17 protein-coding genes are annotated in these 19,836 nt (G+C 67.1%); 12 read left to right on the forward strand and 5 right to left on the reverse strand.

Going from position 1 to position 19,836, the window contains the following annotated elements; translation table 11 throughout:
* Positions 1 to 181 precede the first annotated feature (181 nt).
* Both HWX39_RS09590 and HWX39_RS09595 read left to right on the forward strand, forming a co-directional pair.
* Positions 182 to 988 carry a hypothetical protein gene (locus HWX39_RS09590; RefSeq protein ID WP_175967303.1) on the forward strand — a complete coding sequence of 269 codons (807 nt, stop codon included), beginning with the start codon at positions 182 to 184 and terminating at the stop codon, positions 986 to 988.
* A 39-nt stretch (positions 989 to 1,027) separates the two neighbouring features.
* The gene (locus HWX39_RS09595; protein WP_175967305.1) at positions 1,028 to 1,492 is read left to right on the forward strand and encodes a DUF2214 family protein; all 465 of its coding nucleotides are present in this window, start codon (positions 1,028 to 1,030) and stop codon (positions 1,490 to 1,492) included.
* 191 nt (positions 1,493 to 1,683) lie between these two features.
* On the opposite strand, the gene gudD is transcribed toward HWX39_RS09595, so the two are convergent.
* Positions 1,684 to 3,036: a glucarate dehydratase gene (gene gudD, locus HWX39_RS09600; protein WP_174989081.1), complete on the reverse strand. Its 1,353-nt coding sequence runs from the start codon at positions 3,034 to 3,036 to the stop codon at positions 1,684 to 1,686.
* 358 nt (positions 3,037 to 3,394) lie between these two features.
* On the opposite strand from gudD, the gene HWX39_RS09605 reads away from it, so the two are divergent.
* On the forward strand, positions 3,395 to 4,156 hold the full coding sequence (locus HWX39_RS09605; protein WP_031400057.1) for a FadR/GntR family transcriptional regulator: 762 nt from the start codon (positions 3,395 to 3,397) through the stop codon (positions 4,154 to 4,156).
* 136 nt (positions 4,157 to 4,292) lie between these two features.
* Here HWX39_RS09605 and HWX39_RS09610 read toward each other — a convergent pair whose 3' ends face one another.
* The 3 genes from HWX39_RS09610 to pdxY all read right to left on the reverse strand — a co-directional run bounded on the left by HWX39_RS09610 (position 4,293) and on the right by pdxY (position 9,084).
* A complete protein-coding gene (locus tag HWX39_RS09610) occupies positions 4,293 to 5,441 on the reverse strand; it encodes a branched-chain amino acid ABC transporter substrate-binding protein (RefSeq protein ID WP_175967307.1) in 1,149 nt (382 codons plus the stop codon).
* A gap of 364 nt (positions 5,442 to 5,805) precedes the next feature.
* The gene (locus HWX39_RS09615; RefSeq protein ID WP_175967309.1) at positions 5,806 to 7,950 is read right to left on the reverse strand and encodes a phospholipase C, phosphocholine-specific; all 2,145 of its coding nucleotides are present in this window, start codon (positions 7,948 to 7,950) and stop codon (positions 5,806 to 5,808) included.
* Positions 7,951 to 8,223: 273 nt separating this feature from the next.
* On the reverse strand, positions 8,224 to 9,084 hold the full coding sequence (gene pdxY / locus HWX39_RS09620; protein ID WP_175967311.1) for a pyridoxal kinase PdxY: 861 nt from the start codon (positions 9,082 to 9,084) through the stop codon (positions 8,224 to 8,226).
* 172 nt (positions 9,085 to 9,256) lie between these two features.
* Between pdxY and HWX39_RS09625 the strand changes: the two genes are divergently transcribed.
* Positions 9,257 to 10,318: an alpha/beta hydrolase gene (locus HWX39_RS09625; protein ID WP_175967313.1), complete on the forward strand. Its 1,062-nt coding sequence runs from the start codon at positions 9,257 to 9,259 to the stop codon at positions 10,316 to 10,318.
* Between the two features lie 36 nt (positions 10,319 to 10,354).
* On the opposite strand, the gene HWX39_RS09630 is transcribed toward HWX39_RS09625, so the two are convergent.
* Complete coding sequence (locus HWX39_RS09630; protein ID WP_089450174.1) at positions 10,355 to 11,353, reverse strand: LLM class flavin-dependent oxidoreductase; 999 nt, start codon at positions 11,351 to 11,353, stop codon at positions 10,355 to 10,357.
* Between the two features lie 639 nt (positions 11,354 to 11,992).
* Between HWX39_RS09630 and hpnI the strand changes: the two genes are divergently transcribed.
* The 8 genes from hpnI (at position 11,993) to HWX39_RS09670 (ending at position 19,816) form a co-directional block, all read left to right on the forward strand.
* Positions 11,993 to 13,168 carry a bacteriohopanetetrol glucosamine biosynthesis glycosyltransferase HpnI gene (gene hpnI / locus HWX39_RS09635; protein ID WP_175967326.1) on the forward strand — a complete coding sequence of 392 codons (1,176 nt, stop codon included), beginning with the start codon at positions 11,993 to 11,995 and terminating at the stop codon, positions 13,166 to 13,168.
* A gap of 136 nt (positions 13,169 to 13,304) precedes the next feature.
* Entirely contained in the window at positions 13,305 to 14,747 is a 1,443-nt protein-coding gene (hpnJ, locus tag HWX39_RS09640) for a hopanoid biosynthesis associated radical SAM protein HpnJ (RefSeq protein ID WP_347879569.1), read from the forward strand.
* 3 nt (positions 14,748 to 14,750) lie between these two features.
* Positions 14,751 to 15,635 (forward strand): hopanoid biosynthesis-associated protein HpnK, encoded by an 885-nt coding sequence (gene hpnK, locus HWX39_RS09645; RefSeq protein ID WP_175967339.1) that lies wholly within the window; start codon positions 14,751 to 14,753, stop codon positions 15,633 to 15,635.
* A complete protein-coding gene (locus HWX39_RS09650) occupies positions 15,632 to 16,675 on the forward strand; it encodes a lysylphosphatidylglycerol synthase domain-containing protein (protein ID WP_175967351.1) in 1,044 nt (347 codons plus the stop codon). Before hpnK ends, HWX39_RS09650 begins: the two co-directional genes overlap by 4 nt.
* A gap of 86 nt (positions 16,676 to 16,761) precedes the next feature.
* Positions 16,762 to 17,319, forward strand: coding sequence for a lipoprotein (locus HWX39_RS09655; protein WP_043182057.1), 558 nt, complete (start codon positions 16,762 to 16,764; stop codon positions 17,317 to 17,319).
* A gap of 276 nt (positions 17,320 to 17,595) precedes the next feature.
* Entirely contained in the window at positions 17,596 to 18,285 is a 690-nt protein-coding gene (gene hisQ / locus HWX39_RS09660) for a histidine ABC transporter permease HisQ (RefSeq protein ID WP_043182060.1), read from the forward strand.
* Positions 18,282 to 18,995 carry an ABC transporter permease gene (locus HWX39_RS09665; protein WP_043182061.1) on the forward strand — a complete coding sequence of 238 codons (714 nt, stop codon included), beginning with the start codon at positions 18,282 to 18,284 and terminating at the stop codon, positions 18,993 to 18,995. The genes hisQ and HWX39_RS09665 overlap by 4 nt, the downstream gene beginning before the upstream one ends.
* Positions 18,996 to 19,015: 20 nt before the next feature.
* Positions 19,016 to 19,816 carry an ABC transporter ATP-binding protein gene (locus HWX39_RS09670; protein ID WP_175967353.1) on the forward strand — a complete coding sequence of 267 codons (801 nt, stop codon included), beginning with the start codon at positions 19,016 to 19,018 and terminating at the stop codon, positions 19,814 to 19,816.
* Positions 19,817 to 19,836 lie beyond the last annotated feature (20 nt).

The raw sequence follows: 19,836 nt of genomic DNA on the forward strand, positions 1-19,836 counted from the left end.
TTCCGGCGGGGCGTTGTCACATCCACGGCGCGGATCTGTTGTATTCTCGCCGCGCCCGACGCCGCGAACGGCCCCCGAAGCGACCCGCCATGGCATCCGGCCGTCTGTCCAGACGGTAATGTCCCTATAATGGCCGTGCCGTGAAATCCGGCCCCGCACGAATATCCAGAGGAGAGCAGTCTTGGCGAGAACGAAATCCACGCGCGCAGCGCCGGCCCCCGGCGCCGGTGTGATCTTCGCGTTGCGTGCGATCGGTCTCGTGCTGCTCGCGCGCTGGCTGTTCTCGATGTCCCAGATGGGTTATCGCTCGTCGCTGTCGGCGATGGTGTCGTCGCCCTGGGCATTCGTCTACCTTCTGCTGATCTTCCTGCTGCTCGCGCTGCCGGGCGCCGTCGCGCGCGCCGAACGGCCGTTTCATCCGCTGCCGCAGTGGCTGCGCCAGGCGCTGCGCGTCTTTGCGCTGATCGGTTTCCTGTTCGCGGTCTGGTCGATCGGCATGTTCGTCTGGGTGGACGGCTGGCGCCTCGCGCTGCATGCGGTGACGGCGACCAACGGCTGGCTCGTTGCCGCACCGGCGCTTTATGCCGCGATCGTCTGGATCTGTCGCCCGCGGCCGCTATGGCGGACCAACGTGGCCGCCCGCCGCTTCGCGGTCGGCCGTTATGCGATTTCGCTCGACATGCTGACGCGCACCGCGATCGTGTGGATGGAAAGCCGCAAGGTCGGCCAGTACGATGCGCGCGAACTGTCGGTGCGCTGGCCCGGCCAGGTGGCGCCTGCGGCAGGCGAGGGCGCATCGGACGCGCAGCCGGCAGTCGTGCCGCCGCGCCGCGGCAGCCTCTTCAACCGACCGAAGGTCGAACTGCTGTGGGATTCGCCGGCGGCCGTCGGCCATAACCGGCAGATCGTCATGCGTGCGCCGCTCGCGACCGAAGGCGACCGCGTCGCGGTGCTCGCGCTCGACGCCGCGCTCAAACAGATCGTCTGACAAGTCCCGCGCACGGCATGCGGGCGACAAGGAGGCGTGATGATCGTCCGCTGGTTGCTGGCTGCCATTCACCTGAGCGCGTTCGGCGTCGCGTTTGCCGCGATCGCGGGGCGTAACCGCGCGTTGCGCCGGCTCATCGCGTCGGCGCAGGCGGCCGACTTGCCCGGTGTATTCAAGGCCGATGCCGCGTGGGGGCTGTCGGCGCTCGTGCTGATCGTGACGGGCCTGATGCGCGCGTTCGGCGGATTCGAGAAAGGCTCCGCGTACTACCTGCACGAACCGTTTTTTCACCTGAAGATGACCGCGCTCGTGCTGATCCTGCTGCTCGAGGTCGTGCCGATGCTCGGGCTGATCCGGTGGCGCGGTGCCGCGCGGCGGCAGCAGATGCCCGATCTCGGCCGTGCGCGCACCTATGTGCGGATCGGCCATTGGCAGGCGGTGCTGGTGATCGTCATCGTGTTCGCCGCATCGGGGATGTCGCGGGGGATCGGGCTGGCCGGGTAGGTGCGGCGGGGTAGGTATGGCCTAGACGAGGCCGGGCAGGCCGGCCATCGCTGCCACCACCTTCATCCCGATCCCGTTCGACCCACGCAGCGTTTTTCGCCCGATACCCGTCATCGGCCCGGCCGCGGGCCGCATCGCTTCGCTCGGTTCCGGCTCGACCGGGCGATCCTGCCGCCCGGTCCGTCCCGTGCTCAGCGCACGAGGCAGGGGCGCTTGTTGTTGAAGGTCCACCCCGGAATCAGGTACTGCATCGCCGCCGCGTCGTCGCGGGCACCGAGCCCGTGCTGCTTGTACAGTTCGTGCGCGACCGCGACGGCATCCATGTCGATATCGATGCCGAGCCCCGGCCGCTTCGGCACCTCGACCAGCCCGTTTTCGATCTTCAGCGGTTCGCGCGTCAGCCGCTCGCCGTCCTGCCAGATCCAGTGCGTGTCGATCGCGGTGACCTGACCCGGCGCGGCGGCCGCGACGTGCGTGAACATCGCGAGCGACACGTCGAAGTGGTTGTTCGAATGCGAGCCCCACGTGAGGCCCCAGTCGCGGCACATCTGCGCGACGCGCACCGAACCCTGCATCGTCCAGAAGTGCGGATCGGCGAGCGGGATGTCGACGGCCTGCAACTGCACCGCGTGACCCATTTGCCGCCAGTCGGTCGCAATCATGTTGGTGGCCGTCGGCAGCCCCGTCGCGCGGCGGAATTCGGCCATCACCTCGCGGCCCGAGTAGCCGTTCTCCGCGCCGCACGGATCTTCCGCGTAGGCGAGCACGTGATGTTGGTCACGACACAGCCGCACGGCCTCGTCGAGCGACCACGCGCCGTTCGGGTCGAGCGTCACGCGTGCGTCGGGGAAGCGCTCGGCGAGCGCCGTCACGGCCTCGATCTCGCTCGCGCCTTCGAATACGCCGCCCTTCAGCTTGAAGTCGTTGAAGCCGTAGCGCGCATGCGCGGCCTCGGCGAGCCGCACGACGGCCTCGGGCGTCAGCGCGGCTTCGTCGCGCACGCGCGTCCAGTCGTCGGTCGCGCCGCTGCCGTCGCGGTAGGCGAGCGCGGTCTTCGTGCGGTCGCCGACATAGAACAGGTAGCCGAGCATTTCGACACGCTCGCGTTGCTGGCCCTCGCCGAGCAGCGCGGCGACCGGCACGCCGAGATGCTGGCCGAGCAGGTCGAGCAGCGCGGCTTCGAGCGCGGTGACCGCGTGGATCGTCGTGCGCAGGTCGAAGGTCTGCAGCCCGCGGCCGCTCGCATCGCGATCGGCGAAGGTGCGCCGCACGTCGTTGAGCACGGCGTGGTAATTGCCGACCGGCTGGCCGACGACGAGCGCGCGCGCATCGTCGAGCGTGCGGCGGATGCTTTCGCCGCCCGGTACTTCACCGACGCCGGTCCGGCCCGCGCTGTCCTTCAGGATCACGAGGTTGCGGGTGAAGAACGGGCCGTGTGCGCCGCTCAGGTTGAGCAGCATGCTGTCGTGACCGGCGACCGGAATCGCTTGCAGGTCGACGATGCGCGGCGTGTCGTGGGAGGGCGAGGCAGTGACGGCGTTCATGGGCGGCGATGGCGAAAGGGTGGGCAATGCCGTGCGGCAAAAGCTTTGCCGCGCGCGGCGGGAGGTGCGATCATTCGACAACCGACATGCGCGGCACGCAAGCCCCGCAGGTCGACGCAACCCGGAACGGGGTGGGAGCGGCAACCGATCCAGCGTAGCGCAGAACGCGAACGCCGGCTGATCGTAAAGCATGGGACCGGGCGGCGCTGGAATGCACGCTTGAGTCGACAGGAGATCCGTGTTTCTATCATCAGTCGTCGGATGACTTGTGACGAAGTATAATGAATCATCGGCTTTCGCTCAAACCCCGCGTAAACCCTCGGCTCACATTACGATCATTCAAAAAGGAACCGGCCACATGTCCGTGCCTACGCTTCCCGCAGCGCCGCGCCGTCGCGCACGCAGCCTCGCACAAGATGTCGTCGACGCGCTGACCGCGCAGATCGAAAACGGCACGCTGCGTCCCGGCGACAAGCTGCCGACCGAAACCGAAGTCATGGCGGCGCAGGGCGTGAGCCGGACGGTCGTGCGCGAGGCGATCTCGCGGATGCAGGCGAGCGGCCTCGTCGAGACGCGCCACGGCATCGGCAGCTTCGTGCTGGAGCCGTCGCGCCGCCAGACGCTCGGCATCGACCCGGCGACGATCACGACGCTGCGCGACGTGCTCGCGGTGCTGGAACTGCGCATCAGCCTCGAGAGCGAATGTGCGAGCCTTGCCGCGCAGCGCGCGAACGATACCGACCTGGCCGCGTTGCGGCGCGCGCTCGACGCAATTGCAACGGGGGCGGGCGGCGGCCGCGACACCGCACAGCTCGACTTTCAGTTCCACCTGCAGATCGCGCAGTCCACCGGCAACCGCTATTTCGTCGACATCATGACGCAGCTCGGCACGTCGATCATCCCGCGCACGCGCGTGAATTCGGCCCGCTTTGCCGGCGACGATCTCGAGCGCTACGTCGGCCGGCTGAACCACGAGCACGAAGATATCTACGAGGCGATCGCGCGCCACGACCCGGAGGCCGCGCGCGCCGCGATGCGCACCCACCTCACCAACAGCCGCGAACGGCTGCGTCGCGCGCACGAGGCGGCCGAGGCCGAGCGCGACACGCAGGCCGGCTGACGCGCCGGCGGTGCGGCCGGCGCGGCCGCTTGCCCGCTCGAATCCCCTTAACGTCAGTCGTCATACGAGATCGATGTCCCTTCATCGATCGCCGGGGCCGGGCGGCATTTCCGCCGCCGGCCGCCGGCACCGCCGATCAGCCTCCCTTCGTCGTGATCGTCTTCCACGCGCCGCTCTTCACCTGGTACAGCGTCGACATCCCGCTCTTCAACGAGCCGTCGTTCGCGAACGAGATGCGGCCGGTGACGCCGTCGAAGTCGATCTTCTTCAGCGCCGGACGATAGACCTTCGGGTCGGTCGAGCCGGCCGCCTGCATCGCCTTGATCGCTGCCCACGCCGCGTCGTAGCCGAACTGCGCGTATGACAGCACGTCGACGCCGAAGCGCTTCTTGAAGCGTTGTTCGAAATCCTTCCCTTGCGGCAGCTCGTCGAGGGGCCGGCCGTATTCCCATGCCATCGCGCCTTCGGCGGCCGGGCCCGCGATCTTGATGAACTCGTTGTCCTTCACGCCGCCGCCGCCGACGAACTGCGCGTTCAGCCCGAGCTGGCGCATCTGCTTGATGAAATTCGCGGCGAGTGAGTCGAGGCCGCCGAAGAAGATCAGGTCGGGGTTCTTGGCCTTCAGGCTCGTGATCTGCGCGCGGAAGTCGACCGCCTGATTGCTGGTGAATTCGCGGCCGACGATGTTCCCGCCGGCGGCCTTCACGGCCTTCTCGAACTCGTCGGCCTCGCCCTGGCCGAACGCGGTACGGTCGTCGATGATCGCGATGCGCTTCGCCTTCGTCACGTCGACCGCGTACTTGCCCGCGTTGCCGGCGTTCTGGCCGTCGGTTGCGATCACCATGAACATGTTCGCGAGCCCGCGCGCGGTGAGCGTCGGGTTGGTGGCGGCCGGATCGATCACCGGGACGCCGGCCTTGTCGTAGACGACCGACGCCGGAATCGTCGTCCCCGAGTTGAAGTGGCCGACCACGACCGACACGTTCTGGTCGACGAGCGCCTGCGCGGCCTGCACGCCGATGCGCGGGTCGGCCTGGTCGTCCTGCACGACTAGGTTGAAGTGCGCGGGCTTGCCGGCGATCTGCACCTTCTGCGCGGCGGCATCGTCGAGCGCAAGCTGCACGCCGTTTTGCAGGTCCTTGCCGTAACCGGCGTTCACGCCCGTGAGCGGCGCGGCGAACCCGACTTTCACGTCGGTCATATCGGCGGCCTGGGCGGCCTGTTGCGAGAGGAGGGCAAGCGCGGATGCAATCGACACCGACAGCACGGAATGACGGAATTTCATGTTGTTCCTCTTGTTCGACATCTGCGAGTGAATACCGCATGCGCTCGGGCGGGCCGGACGCGTGCGACGGGCGGGCGGTTCGACCGCTTCTCGGAATCGGGCGGGGAGGTCGGCATCGTGATCCTCGGAAGATTCTCCCGTCAGGCTTTGTGAGGCGCCCCGACTGCCTCGATATATAGGTCGCCGATATGCCCGGGTCTTGGCAATTAGCCGCGCATTCGGTGCGGATTTGCGCATAGCTTCCGCGCGTGCGGCGGCAGCCGGTATCGGGAGTTTCCCGTCGCGAACGGAGCGGGTGGAGAGGGGGAGCGAGGAGGAGGGAAGCGGCGCGGCCCGCCGGGGCCGCGCCGCGCACCGGACGCCGTCAGTCGGACAGTGCGTCCGATGCGGCTTCGGCATCGTCGTGCGAGGCGTGCGTGCGGATCAGCGGATCGCTGGTGCTCGGGCGGCCCGTCTCGACGTGGCCCGCGAAGCGGCGCAGGAAGCCGAGCAGCCGGCCGTCGCTGACGGTCAGGTCGTACCAGCCGTGGCTGCCGCGCAGATCCCAGTAGTCGTCGATCTGCTGGCCCGGCGCGAGGTCGAATGTGCGCGTACGGCCATGGCCGTACGCGTTCGTGACCCTGAGCCGCACGGCCTTGTGGCCGCGGTTCATCAGGCGCAGCGTGATGTTGCCGTTCGCGACGTCGTAGCCGTAGATCACCTCGGGGTTCACGTTCGCGCTGCCGACACCGGTCGCGAACGGGCCGCGGAAATGGCAGTAGAAGCCGTTCGGGCCGTACACGTCGAGGTCGTACAGGCCGAGCGACGCGGCGGCGCTCCACGTGTCGTCGAGCCGCTTGCCGGCTTCGACCGTATACGTCCACGGGCCGTCGAGACGGTTGCGCGACTGCACCTGGAACGCGGCGCCCGCCCGGCCAGTGTTCGCGAAGGTCAGCCGGAACAGGCCGTTCACCGATTCGACGCGGCCGTGCACGAACAGCTCGTACGGCAGCGCGCGCGCCGGCCGCAGCCCGGCCTCCTGCTTCGGCAGCTTCTGCAGCACCGGCGGCACCGGGATGTAGTCGGGGTGGCGCAGGCGGTCGGGCGGCGCGTAGCCGCTCGTGTCCGGCAGTGTCGGCCAGCCGGCGTCGGCCGTCGCGAAATCGAACGCGGCGGTCAGGTCGCCGCACACCGTGCGACGCCACGGCGAGATGTTGCCGGCCTTGACCGGATACTGCGCACCGAAGCGCGCTTCGATGAATTGCAGCAGCGACGTGTGATCGAAGGTCTGCGAGCAGACCCAGCCGCCCTTCGTCCATGGCGACACGACGAGCATCGGCACGCGTGGACCGAGCCCGTACGGGCCGGCCATGTGCGATGCATCACCGGGGAATACCTCGTTGGTCGTCGCGACCGTCGACAGTCCGTTGTCGCGCGACTGCGGCGCGAACGGCGGCTGCACGTGGTCGAAGAAGCCATCGTTTTCGTCGTACGTGATGAAAAGGGCGGTCTTGCTCCATACCTCCGGATTCGACACGAGCGCCTTCAGCACCTGCTCGATGTACCACGCGCCGTAGTTCGCCGGCCAGTTCGGATGCTCGGAATACGCTTCCGGCGCGCAGATCCACGATACCTGCGGCAGCGTGCCGTTCTTCACGTCCTGCTGCAGCACGTCGAACAGCGTGCCGCCCGCGCTGATGTTGGTGCCGGTGCGCGCCTTGTCGTACAGCGGCGTGCCGGGCAGCGCGTTGCGGTACTGGTTGAAGTAGAGCAGCGAGTTGTCGCCGTAGTTGCCGATGTACGGGTTCTGCGTCCAGCCCCACGACCCGGCGGCGTTCAGGCCGGTGCCGATGTCCTGGTAGATCTTCCACGAGACGCCGGCGTTCTCCAGCACTTCCGGATAGGTCGTCCAGCCGTAGCCCGCTTCCTCGTTGCCGAGCACCGGGCCACCGCCCGTGCCGTCGTTGCCGACGTAGCCCGTCCACATGTAGTAGCGGTTCGGATCGGTCGAACTCGGGATCGCGCAGTGGTACGCGTCGCAGATCGTGAACGCGTCGGCGAGCTGGTAGTGGAACGGGATGTCGTCGCGCTTCAGGTACGCCATCGTCGTGGTGCCCTTGTTCGGCACCCACTGGTCGTAGCGGCCCTTGTTCCAGGCGGCGTGCATGTCCTGCCAGCCGTGCGGCAGGTCCTGCAGGAACTGCAGGCCGAGCTTGTCCGCGCCCGGATGGAATGGCAGCAGCTCGGCCGGGCCGACCGGCTGGTGGAACACCGACTTGCCGTTCGCGAGGCGCAGCGGGCGCGGATCACCAAAGCCGCGGACACCGCGCATCGTGCCGAAGTAGTGGTCGAACGAGCGGTTCTCCTGCATCAGGATCACGATGTGTTCGATATCGCGGATGGTGCCGGTGCGGCGGTTCGCGGGAATCGCAAGCGCATCGCGAATCACGGGCGGAAACAGGTTCAGCGCGGCGGCGCCGGCGGTGCCGGCAGCGACGCGCAGGAAGTCACGACGGTTCGATCGGGTCATGGTCGTTATCGTGCGGTAAAGGGGGAGCCGATTGGCGGGACCTGCTGGAAGGGCGCGCCTGGGTCGCAGGATGCGGCTGCGTCGAGTCGTGCCGCCGCGAGCATAGCGAGGAATCGGTGTCATTCATGTGAAGTCCGGAAACGTTTGCATCCGCATCGAAGGGATCTCGAAGCAGCGTCGGGACACCTGTCGCCGGCGGTCGCGGTGCGGTGGTGGGAGGCTGGAAAGCGGCGCGGGATGCGCGCCGATGAAGCGGAGGGCGACGCCCGTGCGTCAGGCGTCAGTGACCCACGCACCGAACCATTCGCTCGGGCGCGCGATTTCGTCCTGCGCGGCGACCAGTTCGAGCTCGTAGCGGCGCGCATCGTAGGTGGCCTTCACGACCGCATGCACGGCCGCGAGCGTATGCTCGAACGCGGCGCGCACGGAGTCGCCGCGCAGCCGGCATGCGACGAAGATCGCGCTGGTCAGGTCGCCGACGCCGACCGGGTGGCGTGGAAACGCGTACAGCGGGCGCTGGCCGATCCATGCTTCCGTTTCGGTGACGGCGAGCATGTTGAAACGATCGGCCGGGCTGTTGCGGTCGTGCAGGTGCTTGACCAGGATGATCTGCGGGCCGCGGCGGATCAGCGCGCGGCAGGCGTCGACGGCTTCGGCGACGGTTTCGATGCGCCGCCCGGCGAGCTTCTGCAGTTCGGTGTGGTTCGGCGACATGCCGTCCGCGAGCGCCGGCATCTCCTGGACGATGAATTCCTCGACGCCGGGCTCGGGCCGGATGCCGCCCGTCTGGCCCATCGCCGGATCGCAGAAGTACCACGCGTTCGGGTTCATCGCCTTCACCGAGCGGACGATCTCGACGGCCGCACGCGCCTGCGGCGGCGAGCCGAGGAAGCCGGACAGCACGGCGTCGCAGCGCTTGAGTGCGCCAATCGCGGCGATGCCGTCGACGAGCTGCTCCATCTTCGCGGCATCGATCGCACTGCCGGCCCAGTGACCGTACTGCATGTGATTCGACAACTGGACGGTATTGAGCGGCCAGACGTTGACACCGAGGCGCTGCATCGGGAACACGGCCGCACTGTTGCCGGCATGGCCGTAGATGACGTGCGACTGAATGCTGAGGACGTTTTTCATGGGAAGCGCCTGCACGCGTTTCAGGGTCACGTCACACGATACCCGAGTTCGTCGCGCGCGCGTAAGTCGCGCGGCCCCGGAGTGTTGCGCGCCGTCGTCAGCGTGACCGCGTAGAATCGCGGGGCGCGGGCGGCCTGGCTGCCCGCGAGCGTCTCCAATCACCGTGATCGCCATGCTTTCGATTCGCAAGATGTTGTTTGCCGCGCGCTCCGCCGTGCTCGGCGCGGGTGTCGCCGTCGCGTGCGCCATGCCTGCCATGGCCGCCGCCGCATTGCCCGCCGGCAACGACGGGCCCGTGTACGGCCCGCGCCTGGAAGGGTTCCCCTATCCGGCACCCGTGCATCTGTACACGTTCGTGTCGCAGCGCGAAACCCTCGAGATGGCCTATCTCGACGTGCAGCCGGCACGCCCGAACGGCCGCACCGTCGTGCTGCTGCACGGGAAGAACTTCTGCGCGGCGACCTGGGAGGACACGATCGGCGTGCTGAGCCGTGCCGGCTATCGCGTGATCGCGCCGGACCAGATCGGCTTCTGCAAGTCGTCGAAGCCCGATCGCTATCAGTACAGCTTCCAGCAACTGGCGCGCAACACGCACGCGCTGCTCGAATCGGTGGGGGTGAAGTCGGCGACGATCGTCGGCCACTCGACGGGCGGGATGCTCGCGATGCGCTACGCGCTGATGTATCCGAAGGCGACCGACCAGCTCGTGCTCGTGAACCCGATCGGCCTCGAGGACTGGAAGGCGCTCGGCGTGCCGCCGCTGCCGGTCGACTACTGGTATGCACGCGAACTGAAGACCACGGCCGACGGCATCCGCCGCTACGAGCAGGGCACGTACTACGCGGGCAAGTGGTCGCCGTCGTACGAGCGCTGGGTGCAGATGCTGGCCGGGATGTACCGTGGCGCGGGGCGCGACGCGGTCGCGTGGAACTCCGCGCTGATCTACGACATGATCCTCACGCAGCCGGTGGTCTATGAACTCGGCGCGATCCGCGTGCCGACGCTGCTGATGATCGGCGACAAGGACACGACCGCGATTGGCAAGGACGTCTCGCCGCCTGACGTGCATGCGAAGCTCGGCCGCTACCCGGAACTCGCGAAGCGCACGCAGGCCGCGATCCCCGGCGCGCAGCTCGTCGAGTTCCCGGCGCTCGGGCACGCGCCGCAGATCCAGGACCCGGACGCGTTCCACAAGGCGCTGCTCGACGGGCTCGAGGCCGTGCACCCGCAGTGATGCGGGGCCGGCCGCGGGCGGCCCGGGCGCGCGCCGTCAGCGCGTTTCGCTCGCGAGTTCGTCGCGGATCTGCGCGGTCAATTCGAACGAGCGCAGCCGTGCCGCGTGATCGTAGATCTGCGCGGTGACGATCAGTTCGTCGGCCCCCGTTTGCGCGATGCGGTCGCGCAGCTTGTCGCGCACCGTGTCGCGCGAGCCGACCGCCGCGAACGACAGCGAATGCGCGACGGTCGCGAGTTCCAGCTCGTTGGCCTCGAGCACGTCGACCGGCGGCGGCAGCTTGCCCGGCGTGCCGCGTCGCAGATTGATGAACTGCTGCTGCAGCGACGTGAACAGGCGCCGCGCCTCGTCGTCGGTATCGGCGACGAACACGTTGACGCCGACCATCGCATGCGGCTTCGGCCATGCGGCCGACGGCCGGTACTGCGCACGATAGATCTCGAGCGCGCGCATCAGGTAATCCGGCGCGAAGTGCGACGCGAACGCGAACGGCAGCCCGAGCATCGCGGCGAGCTGGGCGCTGAACAGGCTCGAGCCGAGCAGCCACACGGGCACGTCGAGCCCTGCGCCGGGCACTGCGCGCACGCGCTGGCCGGGCACGGGCTCCGCGAAGTAGCGCTGCAGCTCGGCGACATCATCCGGAAACGAGTCGGCGCTGCCGATCAGGTCGCGGCGCAGCGCGCGCGACGTGGTCTGGTCGGTGCCGGGCGCGCGGCCGAGGCCGAGATCGATGCGTCCCGGATACAGCGACGCGAGCGTGCCGAACTGCTCGGCAATGACGAGTGGTGCGTGATTCGGCAGCATGATGCCACCCGACCCGACCCGGATCGTTTGCGTGGCGCCCGCGACGTGGCCGATCACGACGGCCGTTGCCGCGCTCGCGATGCCGGGCATGTTGTGATGCTCGGCGAGCCAGTAGCGCTGGTAACCCCAACGTTCCGCATGCTGCGCGAGATCGACGGTGTTGCGAAATGCCTGGGAGGCGTCGGCGCCGGCCGGAATGGGGGCGAGGTCGAGTACGGAAAACGGAGTCATCGGTTGGCCTTCGAACGGGGGAGCGGGGTGATGCACTTACGCAACAAATGCCGAGGATTTTGCCAAAGGGCACCGGAATGTGCTGGGAGCGGCCCGATACCCATGCGCCTTTCAGGGATGCAGGGTCGACTTGGGTGATCGTTGCAAAAATCAATCTAATCGCCGATTAATCACCAATCTTTACGGCGATTGAATGTGAATCCGCATCGACATACAAATTTGCACGAAACGTTTGATTTTCAATACTGCAATACGCCTGCAAACCGCTTACGTTAACGTGAACACGGGTGTGCGCAAATGGTTCGCCGACTGCGCAGCTTTGCCGGAATTGCACCAGTCCGTTTCTCGTAGTGCCGAGCGCGGGGTGCCGCGGGCTGCTAAAATCCGGCGCCTGCCCATGTTGTGCCGAAGGTAGCCATACGAGTCTTCCCGTATCCCGTCCGGGTGTCGCGCGGAGATGCGCCACGCGAAGCCGGGCATGGCCATACCCGAAGGATGGGTCGGGCCTCCCTCACATACAGACGCTGCTGGAACAAGGAGTCGGGTCGTGCCCGCGTTCGTCGTTGTCGGAATACCGAATCACGCTCAATCATGCTCAGGCGTTCTCCATGGCGTTAAGGTCGCCGGGAGGCGTCGCGCATGACGGCAACCGCAACGATGCTCGACTGGCTCCTGATCGTCTTCACGCTGGCCGCGGCCGGCTATGCGCTCGTCGCCGCGTTCGCGCCGCGGCCGCGTACGCCGCGCACGGCCATGCGCGACGGCTTCGAGCCGGTCAGCGTGCTCAAGCCGCTGTGCGGCGCGGAGCCGCACCTGTACGAAAACCTCGCGACGTTCTGCGAGCAGCGCCATCCGCGTTATGAAGTGCTGTTCGGCGTCGCGTCGGCGGCCGATCCGGCCATTGCCGTGGTCGAACGGCTGCGCGCCGATTATCCCGAGTGCGACATCACGCTCGTGGTCGATGCGCGCGTGCACGGCAAGAACCTGAAGGTCGCCAACCTGATCAACCTCGCCGAGCGCGCGAAGTACGGCCGCATCGTGATCGCGGACAGCGACATCGCGGTGAGGCCCGACTATCTGGAGCGCGTGACGGCGCCGCTCGCCGACGTGTCGGTGGGGGTCGTCACGTGCCTGTATCATGCGCGCAGCGTCGGCGGGTTCTGGACGCGCATCGGCGCGCAGTTCGTCGACGCCTGGTTCGCGCCGTCGGTCCGGATCACGCACCTTGGCCGCTCGAGCCGCTTCGGCTTCGGCGCGACGCTCGCGCTGACGCGCGACACGCTCGACCGGATCGGCGGCTTTCCCGTGCTGAAGGACGAACTGGCCGACGATTTCTGGCTGGCCGAGTTGCCGCGCCGCCTCGGGCGGCGCACGGTGCTGTCGGAGGTCGAGGTTGCGACCGACGTGATCGAACCGTCGTTCGGGCCGCTGTGGCACCGCGAAACGCGCTGGCTGCGCACGATCCGTTCGCTGAACCCGGCCGGCTTCACGTTCCTGTTCATTACGTTTACCGTGCCGTGGCTCGCGATCGGCGCGGCGCTCGCGCTGCGCCTCGACGGAACCTTCGCCGGTTCGCTGGCGGGCTGGGCGGCCGTGGTGGGCACGTTCGGGCGGCTCGTGCTGCACGCGCGCGGCGAGGACGGCTGGCTCGCGTTCTGGCGCGACCTGCCGCTCGTCGCGGTGCGCGACACGCTGCTCGCGCTCGAATGGCTCGCGGCCGCGTTCGGCACGCACGTCGTATGGCGCGGCGCGCGGATGACGGTCGTCGGCGGCGAACGCGCGACGGCGGCAGTGGAAGCAGTGGACGGCCGCTAGGGCCGTTCCGACCGAACCCGGCCCGAGGGCCGAGACGCGCTGCGCGGCGAGGCCGCGCGGCGCGACATGACAGAGAGGCGGGCGCCGGCACGGCGGCCCGCGGTTTTTTGACTGAATCGTTGTGACGAATCGAACTATGCAGGCTACCGGAGCATTCATGAAAACGCTGTTCTTGCAGGCCCCTTCGTATGACGGCTTCGACGGCGGAGCCGGCTCGCGCTATCAGGCGAAGCGCGAAATCCGTTCCTTCTGGTACCCGACGTGGCTTGCGCAGCCGGCCGCGCTCGTGCCGGGCAGCCGCGTCGTCGACGCACCGGCCGACGGCCTGTCGGTCGAGGAAACGTTGAAGATCGCGAACGACTACGACCTCGTGATCATCCACACGAGCACGCCGTCGTTTCCGACCGACGCGATGTTCGCGCAGGACCTGAAGAAGATGAAGCCGTCGATGCTGGTCGGCATGGTGGGCGCGAAGGTGATGGTCGATCCGCACAACTCGCTCACGGCGAGCGAGGCAATCGACTTCGTGTGCCGCGAGGAATTCGACTACACCTGCAAGGAAATCGCCGAAGGCAAGCCGTTCCCCGATATCAAGGGCTTGAGCTGGCGTGCGAAGGACGGCTCGATCGAGCACAACGAAGCGCGTCCGATCCTCGAGAACATGGACGAGCTGCCGTTCGTCGCGCCCGTCTACAAGCGCGACCTGAAGATCGACAATTACTTCATCGGCTACCTCAACTATCCGTACGTGTCGATCTACACGGGCCGCGGCTGCAAGTCGCGCTGCACGTTCTGCCTGTGGCCGCAGACGGTCAGCGGCCATCGCTACCGCACGCGCTCGGTCGAGAACGTGCTCGCGGAAGCGAAGTGGATTCGCGACAACATGCCGGAAGTGAAGGAACTGATGTTCGACGACGACACCTTCACCGACGACCTGCCGCGCGCCGAAGCCATCGCCATCGGCCTGGGCAAGCTTGGCATGACGTGGTCGTGCAACGCGAAGGCGAACGTGCCGTACAAGACGCTCAAGGTCATGAAGGAAAACGGCCTGCGCCTGCTGCTGGTCGGCTTCGAATCCGGCGACGACCAGATCCTCGTGAACATCAAGAAGGGCGTGCGCACCGATTTCGCGCGCCGCTTCAGCGCGGACTGCAAGAAGCTCGGCATCAAGATCCACGGCACCTTCATCCTCGGCCTGCCGGGCGAGACGCAGGAAACCATCAAGAAGACGATCGAGTACGCGAAGGAAATCAATCCGCACACGATCCAGGTGTCGCTCGCCGCGCCGTATCCGGGCACGACGCTCTACAAGCAGGCCGTGGAAAACGGCTGGATGGAAGAGAACAAGACCATCAACCTGGTGAGCAAGGAAGGCGTGCAGCTCGCGGCGATCGGCTATGCGCACCTGTCGCGCGACGAGATCTATCACCATCTCGAGCAGTTCTATCGCCAGTTCTACTTCCGTCCGTCGAAGATCTGGGAGATCGTCCGCGAGATGCTGACGAGCTGGGACATGATGAAGCGCCGCCTGCGCGAAGGCGTCGAGTTCTTCCGCTTCCTGCGCGCACACGAGGCCTGATTCGTGGCGACGCAGCGGGCGGCGCGGGCGCTGATCTTCACCGCGGACGACTTCGGGCTGCACCCGCGCGTCAACGCGGCGGTCGAGCGCGCGCACCGCGACGGCGTGCTGAACGCCGCCAGCCTGATGGTCGGCGCGCCCGCCGCGGCCGATGCGATCGAGCGTGCGCGGCGACTGCCGTCGCTCGCGGTCGGCCTGCATCTCGTCCTCGCGGACGGGCCGGCCACGCTGCCCGCGCATGAGATTTCCGCGCTCGTCGGCCCCGACGGGCGCTTCGGCGATGCGATGGCGAAGGACGGCTGCCGCTTCTTCTTCCTGCCGCACGTGCGGGCGCAGCTGCGCCGCGAGATTCGCGCGCAGTTCGACGCGTTCGCGGCGAGCGGCCTGCCGCTCGACCACGTGAACGCGCACAAGCATTTCCACCTGCATCCGACCGTGCTGTCGATGATCATCGAGATCGGTCGCGACTACGGGCTGCGCGCGGTGCGGCTGCCGTACGAGACGAGCGCGCCCGCGCTGCTCAAGCCGTGGATCGCGCTCGTGCGCGCGCGGCTCGACCGCGCGGGGCTCGCGCACAACGACTACGTGGTCGGGATCGAACATACGGGCGCGATGGACGAGGCTGTGCTGCTCGACGCGCTGGCCAAGCTGCCGCCGGGTGTCGGCGAGATCTACTGCCATCCGGCCGAAGCCGGCGACGGCCCGATCACGCCGACGATGGCCGGCTACCGTCCGGTGGACGAACTCGACGCGCTGCTGTCGCCGCGCGTCGCGGCCGCGCTGAAGGCCGCGGGCGTCGCGACCGGCGGTTTTGCCGACGTGTTCGGCCAGCCCGCGGCACGGCGCGGCGCACAAGCGTCGCGTGCACCGGGGGCGCAGCCGTCATGACCAAGTGGATCAAATGGCTCGGCTGGCCGCTCGGCATCGGCATCCTGCTCGCGCTGGGGCTGCACGAAGGTATCGGCGACGTGTCGCAGATGCTCGCGCGCGCCGGTTACGCGCTGCTGTGGCTCGTGCCGTTCCATGCGCTGCCGCTGCTGCTCGATGCGTATGCGTGGCACTTGCTGCTCGACAAGCGCTCGTCGCTGCCGTTCCTGTGGTGGATTGCCACGGTCCGCGAAGCGGTGAACCGGCTGCTGCCGGTGGTCGGGATCGGCGGCGAGTTGGTCGGCATCCGGCTTGCGCGCTGGCAGGTGCCCGACGCGAGCCGTGTGACGGCATCGGTGATCGTCGAGGTGCTCGTGACGATCGTCGTCCAGTATGCGTTCGCGGCGCTCGGCCTCGTGCTGCTTCTTGCGACGACGGACAACATGGGCGGCGGCACGATCGGCCTCGCGCTGTTGCTCACGCTGCCGCTGCCGGTGCTCGGCGTCGTGCTGATGCGTCGCGGCGGCATCTTCCATGCGATCGAGCGTTTCGCGGGCCGCCTGCTCGGCGATTCGCACCGGCTGCTGCAGGGTGTCGACGGCAAGCGGCTCGATGCCGACATCGATGGGCTGATGTCGCGCACGGGCCTGCTGTTCAGCGCATTCTTCTGGCAACTGGCCGGCTATGTGCTCGGCGCGCTCGAGATCTACTGGGCGCTCGCGCTCCTCGGCCATCCGGTGTCGATCGGCGGCGCGATCGCGATCGAGGCGATGACGCAGGCCGTGCGCCATGCGGCGTTCATGGTGCCGGGCGGCCTCGGCGTGCAGGAGGCGACCGTCGTGCTGCTCGCGCAGATGTTCGGCGTCGACCGCGAGACGGCGCTGTCGCTCGCGCTGGTCAAGCGCGGCCGCGAGGTGCTGTTCGGCTGCCTGGCGCTCGGTTCGTGGCAGCTTGCCGAACTCGTGCGCACGCGGCGTCGCATCGGTGCGCCGCAGGCCGTGCCGCGCGCGTCGCAAGCGACGAGCCGCGTGGCCGAGACCGAAACCGAAACGATGCATTAACACGAGACGGGCCGCGCGCCCGTCTCGCGCTTTTGGCGTCGCGCGGGTATCCTTGGCGCGTGTTTTCTCGACGCGCATTTCTTCCGATGAATTTCCGTTTCCGGCTGCTTCCCGTCACGATGCTGGCCGCCGCGCTGGCGCTGACCGGCTGCGACGACAAGCAAGGCAACCTCGACGTGCAACGTATCAGGGACTTCTTCAACGCGATCAAGCCCGCGCCGCTGCTGCTGAAGGGGCTGAAGGTCGGCGAATCGACCGAGGCCGACGTGCGCGGCACGATGGGCAAGCCCGAGACCGAGCGCGACTTCACCGACGGCTCGAAGCGTCTCGAATACCCGCGCGGCCCGATGGGGAACCAGACATGGTTCGTCGATCTCGATGCGAACGGCCGCTATACGGGCGCGACGCAGGTGCTGACCGCCGAGAATTTCGCGAAGGTGCGCCCGGGGATGAACGAGGACGAAGTGCGGCGCCTGCTCGGCAAGCCCGGCGACATCGCGCAGTATCCGCTCAAGCCCGAGACGGTCTGGAGCTGGCGCTGGCTCGAGGACGGCGTCAACACCGACGCATTCTTCAACGTCCATTTCGGCCCGGATGGGCTTGTCTATACGACTTCGCGCTCCGACATCCTGAAGGGGCGGTAACTGCAGCCGCAGCCCGCTTCGGCGCTATATCGAAAAAGCGACCGGAAAATTGCAAAAAGTCCGCTTCCCTGCCCGTTATCCGGTTGTCAGGGAGCGGCTTTTTTCCTTTTGAAACAGGGTTGTAGGCCGTAGTTGTAAATGGTGGAGCGGATTGCTGCGACGCAGCAATCGCATGCAAGGTGATTTGAGACAATCAATTTCGCTTGCGACTATCCGCGTCAGCCCGGCGCGGGACAGGCATACGCGTCGGCATCCATTCCAACTCTGGAGACGCGCGTGTTCCTATACGGCTTTGGTCCCGTCCTCTGGGCCGGCACCGTGCAGACCATCGAGCTGTCGGTGCTGTCGCTCGCCACTGCGGTGGCGCTGGGGCTGATCGGCGCGGTGGCGAAGCTGTCGCACAACCGGGTGCTGCGAGCGATCGCGACCGGTTATACGACGCTGATCCGCTCGGTGCCCGATCTCGTCCTGATGCTGCTGTTGTTCTACAGCATCCAGATCTGGCTGAACCAGTTCACCGACTTCGTCGGCTGGGACCAGATCGACATCGACCCGTTCGTGGCCGGCGTGCTGACGCTCGGCTTCATCTACGGTGCGTACTTCACCGAGACGTTCCGCGGCGCGTTCCTGTCGGTGCCGCGCGGCCAGCTCGAAGCCGGTGCGGCTTACGGGATGAGCGGCGCGCGCGTGTTCGCGCGGATCATGTTTCCGCAGATGATGCGCTTTGCATTGCCCGGGATCGGGAACAACTGGCAGGTGCTCGTGAAGGCCACCGCGCTGGTGTCGATCATCGGCCTGGCGGACGTCGTGAAGGCCGCTCAGGACGCCGGCAAGAGCACGTTCAACATGTTCTTCTTCATCCTCGTCGCGGCGCTGATCTATCTCGCGATCACGACCGTTTCCAACCTCGTGCTGATCCAGCTCGAGAAGCGATATTCCATGGGCGTGCGGCACGCAGAACTATGATCGAGATCCTTCAGGAATTCGGCCAGGCGTTCCTTTACTGGGACGGCCAGCGCCTCTCCGGCCTCGCGGTGACGCTGTGGCTGCTCGTCGCGTCGATTTCGCTCGGCTTCGTATGCGCGGTGCCGCTCGCGGTTGCGCGCGTGTCGAGGAACAAATGGGTGTCGACGCCGGTGCGGTTCTACACGTACGTATTCCGCGGCACGCCGCTCTACGTGCAGTTGCTGCTGCTGTACACGGGCATGTACAGCCTCGAGTTCGTGCGTTCGCACTCGCTGCTCGACGCGTTCTTCCGCAGCGGCTTCAACTGCGCGATTCTCGCGTTCGCGCTGAACACCTGTGCGTACACGACGGAGATCTTCGCGGGGGCGATCCGCGCGATTCCGCACGGCGAGGTCGAGGCCGCGCGCGCATACGGGATGTCGCCGTTCACGATGTACCGCCGTGTGATCCTGCCGTCGGCGCTGCGCCGCGCGCTGCCGCTGTACAGCAACGAGGTGATCCTGATGCTGCACGCGACGACCGTTGCGTTCACGGCGACCGTGCCCGACATCCTGAAGGTCGCGCGCGACGCGAATTCCGCGACCTACATGGCGTTCCAGTCGTTCGGAATCGCCGCGCTGATCTATCTTGCGGTATCGTTCGCACTCGTCGCGGCGTTTCGCCGCGCGGAGCGCCACTGGCTTGCGTATCTCGCGGCCGCCCGTCATTGAATCACTTCGAGGAGAGCCAGTTGGCCGAGATCACTCAAACGAGCGCTGCCGCTTCCGTCAAGCTTGCGGCGATCGACATTCACAAGCGCTACGGTGACAACGAAGTGCTCAAGGGCGTATCGCTGAACGCGAAGGCCGGTGACGTCATCAGCATCATCGGCGCGAGCGGCTCGGGCAAGAGCACGTTCCTGCGCTGCATCAATTTTCTCGAACGGCCGAATGCGGGGCAGATCGTCGTCGACGGCGAGACCGTGCGCACGAAGGCCGACCGCGCCGGCGCGCTCGAAGTTGCCGATCACAAGCAACTGCAGCGCATTCGCACGAAGCTTGCGATGGTGTTCCAGCACTTCAACCTCTGGGCGCACATGAACGTGCTCGAGAACGTGATGGAAGCGCCGGTGCACGTGCTCGGCATTTCGAAGAAGGAAGCCGAGGAGCGTGCACGCGCGTATCTCGAGAAAGTCGGCCTCGCGCCGCGCGTCGAGAAGCAGTATCCGTCGCACCTGTCGGGCGGCCAGCAGCAGCGCGTCGCGATTGCGCGCGCGCTGGCGATGCATCCGGACGTGATGCTGTTCGACGAGCCGACGTCGGCACTCGACCCGGAGCTGGTGGGGGAAGTGCTGAAGGTGATGCAGAAGCTCGCCGAGGAAGGCCGCACGATGATCGTCGTCACGCACGAGATGGGTTTCGCGCGCAACGTGTCGAATCACGTGATGTTCCTGCATCAGGGGCGGACCGAGGAAGAGGGCGATCCGAAGGAAGTGCTGGTGCGCCCGCAGAGCGAGCGGCTCAAGCAGTTCCTGTCGGGCAGTCTCAAGTAACGCGACAGGGCAGGTTTCAA

This window comes from Burkholderia sp. BCC0322, from assembly GCF_902833045.1.
Classification (GTDB): Bacteria; Pseudomonadota; Gammaproteobacteria; order Burkholderiales; family Burkholderiaceae; genus Burkholderia.